Annotated in this window: 6 protein-coding genes; all 6 read right to left on the reverse strand. The window is 62.5% G+C overall.

The genetic code is table 11. The annotated features are described in order from the left end of the window. Positions 1 to 915: sn-glycerol-3-phosphate ABC transporter ATP-binding protein UgpC (gene ugpC / locus ENZ74_RS18810; protein WP_127312916.1), on the reverse strand; the 915-nt coding region annotated here is incomplete at its 3' end. Positions 916 to 956: 41 nt separating this feature from the next. Then, positions 957 to 1778 carry a carbohydrate ABC transporter permease gene (locus tag ENZ74_RS18815; RefSeq protein ID WP_013531802.1) on the reverse strand — a complete coding sequence of 274 codons (822 nt, stop codon included), beginning with the start codon at positions 1776 to 1778 and terminating at the stop codon, positions 957 to 959. Continuing rightward, on the reverse strand, positions 1779 to 2717 hold the full coding sequence (locus tag ENZ74_RS18820) for a sugar ABC transporter permease (RefSeq protein ID WP_013531801.1): 939 nt from the start codon (positions 2715 to 2717) through the stop codon (positions 1779 to 1781). Further along, the gene (locus ENZ74_RS18825; protein ID WP_027161536.1) at positions 2717 to 4054 is read right to left on the reverse strand and encodes a sugar ABC transporter substrate-binding protein; all 1338 of its coding nucleotides are present in this window, start codon (positions 4052 to 4054) and stop codon (positions 2717 to 2719) included. The genes ENZ74_RS18820 and ENZ74_RS18825 overlap by 1 nt, the downstream gene beginning before the upstream one ends. A gap of 62 nt (positions 4055 to 4116) precedes the next feature. Continuing rightward, positions 4117 to 4776, reverse strand: coding sequence for a GntR family transcriptional regulator (locus tag ENZ74_RS18830; protein ID WP_063167949.1), 660 nt, complete (start codon positions 4774 to 4776; stop codon positions 4117 to 4119). A gap of 23 nt (positions 4777 to 4799) precedes the next feature. Beyond that, on the reverse strand, positions 4800 to 5684 hold the full coding sequence (locus tag ENZ74_RS18835; protein WP_127312917.1) for a dihydrodipicolinate synthase family protein: 885 nt from the start codon (positions 5682 to 5684) through the stop codon (positions 4800 to 4802). Positions 5685 to 5889 lie beyond the last annotated feature (205 nt).

Consider the following 5889-nt stretch of genomic DNA (forward strand, 5'->3'; position numbering starts at 1 on the left):
TTCCGAACCCGTGGCTTCCAGAAGCACGATCGTGCCGGCAATACCCTGGGAAATCGTTGCTCGGATATGTTCGGGACGGATGCCGTAGATGAGTTCACCCACGGGAATTTTTGCCAGGTTGATGCCTTCCGGCAGCGGCAGGGTCAGCCCACTGGCGCTGCGGAAAACGCCTTCCTCGACGCGGCCGGCAATGAAGTTCATGGCCGGCGAGCCAATGAAGCCGGCAACGAACAGATTGGCCGGACGGTCATAGAGGTCGAGCGGCGCACCGATCTGCTCGACAAGGCCGTCATGCAGCACGACGATCTTGTCGGCCATGGTCATGGCCTCGATCTGATCATGCGTGACGTAAATGGTGGTGGTGCCCAGCCGCTGGTGCAACGCCTTGATCTCGCCGCGCATCTGGACGCGCAATTTGGCGTCGAGATTGCTGAGCGGCTCGTCGAACAGGAAGACTTGCGGGTCGCGCACGATGGCGCGGCCCATGGCGACGCGCTGGCGCTGGCCGCCGGAGAGCTGGCGCGGATAGCGGTCGAGCAGCTTGTCGAGGCCCAGGATGCTGGCGGCCCTGCCGACGCGGCTTGCGGTGTCGGCCGGATCGGCTTTCTTGATCTTGAGGGCAAAGCCCATATTGTCGGCCACCGTCATGTGCGGATAGAGCGCGTAGTTCTGGAACACCATGGCGATGTTGCGGTCGCGCGCCCGCAGATTGTTGACGGTGCGATCGCCAATGGCGATCCTGCCGCCCGAGATCGTTTCAAGTCCGGCAATCATGCGCAGCAGCGTCGACTTCCCGCAGCCCGACGGGCCGACCAGGATGACGAACTCGCCGTCAGCGATATCGACGCTGACATCGTGGATAATCCTGGCCGTTCCGAAAGCCTTTTGCACGTTGTTGATTGTGACCGATGCCATTGGGTTTTCCTCGAAAAAGAGTGCGATGCCGTAGCGTGCCTTCAGCCGCCCTTGACGGCGCCCGCGGTCAGTCCGGCGACGATCTGCCTTTGTGCGAACATGGTCAGGACCAGTACCGGCAGTGTCACCACCAGGGCCGCGGCGGCGAGCGGCCCCCAGCTCACTTGCTCGTAGGAGAGCATGTTGTAGACGGCGACCGGCAGCGTGCGCGTTTCACGGCTGGCGAGCACCACGCCGAAGACGAAATTGTTCCATGAGAAGATGACGGACAGGATAAAGGCGACCACTATGCCCGGCTTGGCGATGGGCAAGGCGACCAGCCGGAACACCTGCCAGGAACTGGCGCCGTCGATGTTGGCGGCCTCTTCCAGTTCCATCGGGGTGGTCTCGAAATAGCCGATCATCACCCAGACGACGATCGGCACGGTCACCACCAGATGGATGATGATCTGCGGCCACAGCGTGCCGAGAATGCCGACCCATTGGAACAGCAGGAACAGCGGGATGAGATAGGAAAGCCCCGGCGTCATGCGGGCGATCATGATGACCACCGCCGATCGCTCGGCCTTGAGCCGCGCGATGCCATAGCCGGCCGGCACGCCGATCAGCAGCGCCAAAAGCGTCGCCGTGCCGGTCACCAGAACCGAATTCCAGAGATAGAGCAGGAAATTGTTCTCCTCGAACACTTTTGCATAGTTCGACCAGGCGAGATGTTCGGGGATCAGGATCGGCGGATAGGCGCCGTTGTCGATCTCGAATTTCAGCGACAGCGAGATCATCCAGAGGAAGAACAGGATCGCCGGCGAGACGAAGACCAGGGCCGCGAAGAACAGCCCGATCCGGTTGAGCAGTCGTGAACTCATCTATTTGCCCTCCACGCCGATCCACTGCGAGCGCTGGCGCAACATCAGGAGGATGAAGGACAGGGCGACGATGACGATGAAGAACACCACGGCCATGGCCGAGCCATAGCCGATGTCGTAGTAGGAGAAGGCGGTGTTGTAGAGATAGATGTTGATGGTCTCCGAGGCCGTGCCCGGCCCGCCCTGGGTCATCGCGTAGATGATGTCGAAACTCTTCAGTGCGTCGATGGTGCGGATGATCACCGCGATCATCAGGAACGGCGCGATCATCGGCAAGGTGAGATAGCGGAATTGCTGCCAGGCATTGGCGCCGTCGATTTCGGCGCTTTCGAACGGCTCGCGCGGCACGGACGCCAGGCCGCCGAGCACGATCAGCATCACCAGCGGCGTCCACTGCCAGGTCTCGACCGCAACCAGCGACGGGATGACCGTGTTGGCGTTGAAGATCCATTCCTGCGCCGGAATGCCGACCAGCGACAGAAGATAGTTGAGGACGCCGAGCTGGGGGTGGAACATCATCGTCCAGACCAGCGCCACGGCGACGGGCGTTGCCATCATAGGCATCACGAAGACGCCGCGCAGCAGGCCACGCAGCGGAAACCTGGCGTCGAAGATCAGGGCGGCGATGGTGCCGAGCAACATCGGCGCGGCAACCGAAAGGAAGGTGTAGCTCAACGTATGGAGAAGCGATTCCCAGAAGCGTTGGTCGTACGCCAGCCGCAGATAATTCTCCATCCCGGCAAAGCTTCGCGACTGGCCGAGCGTCCAGCGGTTGACGCTCATCCACAGCGTGAAGGCCCAGGGAAAGACGATCACGGCGCCGACGACGACGAGCGCCGGAACGACGAAAGGCCAGTAGTTGGGAGCCAGCCGGATCGTCTGGCTCCCTTCGATGGCTTGCGTCGTCACCCCGGTGCGTTCTGGGGTGGTGGCGGACATCAGCCTTGCTCGCTCCTGTCGAGGACCGGCTGGAATTGGTCGGTAGCCTTCTTCAACTCCTCGGCGGGATCAGCGCCGGCGATCAAATTGGTCAGCGCCACGCCGTAGATGTCGCGGAACTCTGTGACCGGGATGATGACCGGCAGCGACAGCCGGCTCACATTGCCGGAGCCGACCACCGCATCGAGCCAGCTTGCCGGCATGGTGACGCCTTCGCGCACCTTTGGATCTTCGAGCACCGATTTGCGGAACGGTACGCCGGCGCCTGCCTGCAGCAGGCGCGCGCCCATGACCGGCGACACTGCCCACTGGCAGAACAGATAGGCGGCCTCCTTCTTCTCGCTGGTGGCCGTCACGCCGATACCGTCGCCGAAGGTGCCAGCCGCGTGCGCCTTGGGACCCTTGGGCATGACGCCATAGCCGACCTTGCCGACCACCCGCGATTTTTCCGGATTTTCCATCGGCGGGGCAAAGCCGACGCCATCGAACCACATGCCGATCTTGCCTTGCAGGAAGGCGGACTGCGCTTCGGCCCAGTTGAAGCCAGTGACGCCTGGAGGCGCGGATTTGGTCATCAGCCGCTGGTAGAGCCCGGCGGCCTCGATCGCCTCGGGCGACGTCGTGCGCAGCTTGCCCTGAGCGTCGAGTGGCGTCATGTCGTAGCCGAGCATGAGCGATGTCCACACCGGCGTGTTGGCGTTCTTGATGCCGCGGGCGACGAAACCATAAGTATTGGTCGACGGGTCGGTCAGCGCCTCGGCCGCGGCCACCAGCTGCTCGAAGGTTTCGGGATATTTGAGGCCCTTGGCCTCGAACAACTCCTTGTTCCAGTAAACGATCCAGTAGTCGACCGAGAAGGGCAGCGAGCGCAGCACGCCCTGACCGTCCTTGGCGAACAGCATGCCGGCGTCGGCGAAATCGTTTTCGACCAGACCCGGATCGGTAAGGGTGGGGTCGGCGAGATAGCCTGATATGTCGGCAAGCCAGCCGCCTTTTTCGAACTGCCGCTTCTGCACATGGTAGCTCAGATGCACGACGTCGAAGCTCGGCTTGCCGGAGCTCAATTCGATCACCGTCTTCTGGCGCTGCTGCTGCTCAGGCGTTGCCTCGGCATTGACCTTGATCCCGGTCAACTCCTCGAACTCGGCGAGATATTTTATCAGGGTGTCGCTGCGCGGGCTTTTCACCAGATTGACGTCGAGCGTCGTGCCGGCAAAGCGCTTCCAGTCGACGGCCGCGGCAAAGCCTGGGCGAACACCCACAAGGCCGGCGGCGGCAAGTGCCGCGGTTCCCTGGAGGAGTTGCCTCCTGGTTGGGTTGAACAGATTGGACGACATTTCTTCCTCCCGGTTGCTGTCGTTGTCGAATGCGTCGCGACCGCGACGCGGCTCATGCTTCCTCAGATTTGCAGCGCCAGCCGGCGCGCCTTGTCGATGTGCAGGCTGATCGCCTCGACCGCCTTCTGCGGGTCGCGGCTTTCCATGGCTTCGATGACCGCAAGGTGCTCACGCATGACCGGCACGACGCGCCCGTCGATGCGGAAGCGCTCCTGATGGATCAGCCGGATCTTCACCGAGTTGACCAGATAGGCCTTGGCGATGATCTCGTTGCCCAGCGCATCGATGAAAGTGTCGTGCATCGCCCAGTCGATGCTCTGCGCCCTGGCTTCCATTTCCGGCGTCGGCGCCTGCGAAAGGGCTTGAGCCAGCATCTCCTCGTGTTCACGCCGCAGGCGGGCAAGTTCGTCATCGGAAGCGCTGACGGTGAACAGCGCCACCGCTTCGCGTTCCATGAACAGGCGGAACTGAAAAGCCTCGCGGATCAGGCTGATGTCGATATGGGCGATCTGCATGCCGCGCTGCGGGATCGTCGTCAGAAGCCCTTCGGCCTCGAGACGCGGCACGATTTCGCGAATGGCGCCGAGCGGCAGACCGGTGAAGGCGACCAGTTCGCGCTGCGATACGAACTGGCCCGGCAGCAGATCGCGGGCCAGCAAATGCCGCGTGAAGCTGGCATAGGCTTTTTCCCTAAGCGTGGTCGGCTCGCTGCCGTCTTCCATTTCAGCGCGTATCCCTTTGCCGGTCAGGCTGATTCCCTGGCAAACAGCCCATCATAGGCGTCAGCCAGCTGTTGTCGCCCCTGCGAACCGATCGGCTCCAGCGGCGGACGGACCGCCAGCCAGCGGTCGTCGCCGGTTTTGCGCGCCACCATGACCTTCACCGCCGGCGTTACCGGGTGTTTGAGCAATTCGAGCCCGAAACGCTCGACGCGTGTGTCGTCGCGCCCGTCCCCGGCCATGGCCCGGATTTCGCTGGTAACGAAATTGGCCATGCCGGAGATTGCGCCTTGAGCACCAATTCGCACGGCTCGTGCCAGATGCCGCTCGTCACCGATCAAGATCACCAGATCGCCATGGGCGCCGAGCAGCGCCTCGCTGTAGTCCCAATCCCCGCCGGAATCCTTGACCCCCGCAATGACATCCGGAAAAGCCGTACGCAATCGGCCGATCAGGTCAAGCGAGAGCTGCACCATGGTGACCGACGGAATGTTGTAGAGCAGAACGCCACGGGCGAGGGGACCGAGCACGGCAAAGACAGTGGAAAACCAGCCGAAAAGACCATCGTCGCCGACATTCTTGAAGTAGCTCGGCGGCGCCAGCAGAATGTTGCGGGCGCCGCGCTGCAAGGCATGCCGGGCCTGCTCAGCGGCGTCTTCGGCCGCATCGACCAGCACGCCGGCAACAAGCTGATGCGGCAGGATGCCGGCAGCCAGCATGGCTTCGGTCACCGACCGCCGCTCCCCGGTGCCAACCGATGCGCCTTCGCCGGTGGTGCCAAAAAGCGTAACACTGGTGCACCCCTCCGCCAGGCAACGCTTGGCCTGGGCGACCATGAGGGCGGTGGCGATCTGCCCGGAGGCATCGAAAGGCGTGGCGAGGGCGGCCGAAAGGCCAAAACGTGATGTCACCGGGAGTCTCCGAAAAGAAGTTCGAAGGCAGTGATATCTCACTAACATGTCAGTTGTAAATCTGGTTGGTGCGTTTTTTCTGTCCCCGGATGACGTGGGCGAATCTTCTTGCTGGGAAGCGAACAGCGTCACACCGGAGGTGTCGGTCAGACAGAAGAATCCCCAAACACCAGCGAAACATGTCCTCCCGCATGGCGTTCTAGCC

The organism is Mesorhizobium sp. M7A.F.Ca.CA.002.15.2.1, assembly GCF_003998715.1.
GTDB classification, from domain to species: Bacteria; Pseudomonadota; Alphaproteobacteria; order Rhizobiales; family Rhizobiaceae; genus Mesorhizobium; species Mesorhizobium ciceri.